The sequence below is a fragment of the Achromobacter sp. GbtcB20 genome, from assembly GCF_019091095.1.
In the GTDB taxonomy this organism is placed as follows: domain Bacteria; phylum Pseudomonadota; class Gammaproteobacteria; order Burkholderiales; family Burkholderiaceae_B; genus Achromobacter; species Achromobacter mucicolens.
Map to the genome: position 1 here is coordinate 1 of NZ_JAGXJZ010000219.1, position 484 is coordinate 484.

General features: G+C 61.6%; 1 protein-coding gene. It reads right to left on the bottom strand.

What is annotated here, in order from left to right; genetic code table 11:
* Positions 1–484, bottom strand: a 484-nt coding sequence (locus tag KVT32_RS28670) for an NYN domain-containing protein (RefSeq protein ID WP_217619269.1), incomplete at both ends; no start/stop codon positions are given.

Genomic DNA, 484 nt, shown 5'->3' on the forward strand with positions numbered 1-484 from the left:
TCTTGCCGGTGTCGCCGCGTTCGGAGACCAGGGCGTCGGAGGTCTCGACCACCATTTCCAGGGCCTGCACCTTGCGCGCTTCCAGCTCTTCCTTGCGCTTGTCGTTGCTGGGTCGCTTCGATTGCGGCTGGGCCTTGCGCGCATCGAGTTCTTCCTTGCGCTTGGCGGCCGCGCGGCGCACTTCGCGCACCAGGTCGTCATAAAAGATGAATTCGTCGCAATTTGCCACCAGCAGGTCGGAGGTGGACTGCTTCACGCCGACGCCGATCACTTGCTTGGCGTTCTCGCGCAGCTTCGACACCAGGGGCGAAAAATCGGAGTCGCCGCTGATGATGACGAAGGTGTTCACGTGCGACTTCGTATAGCACAGGTCGAGCGCGTCGACGACCAGGCGGATGTCGGCCGAGTTCTTGCCGGACTGGCGCACGTGGGGAATCTCGATCAGCTCGAAATTGGCTTCGTGCATGGTGGACTTGAACCCCTT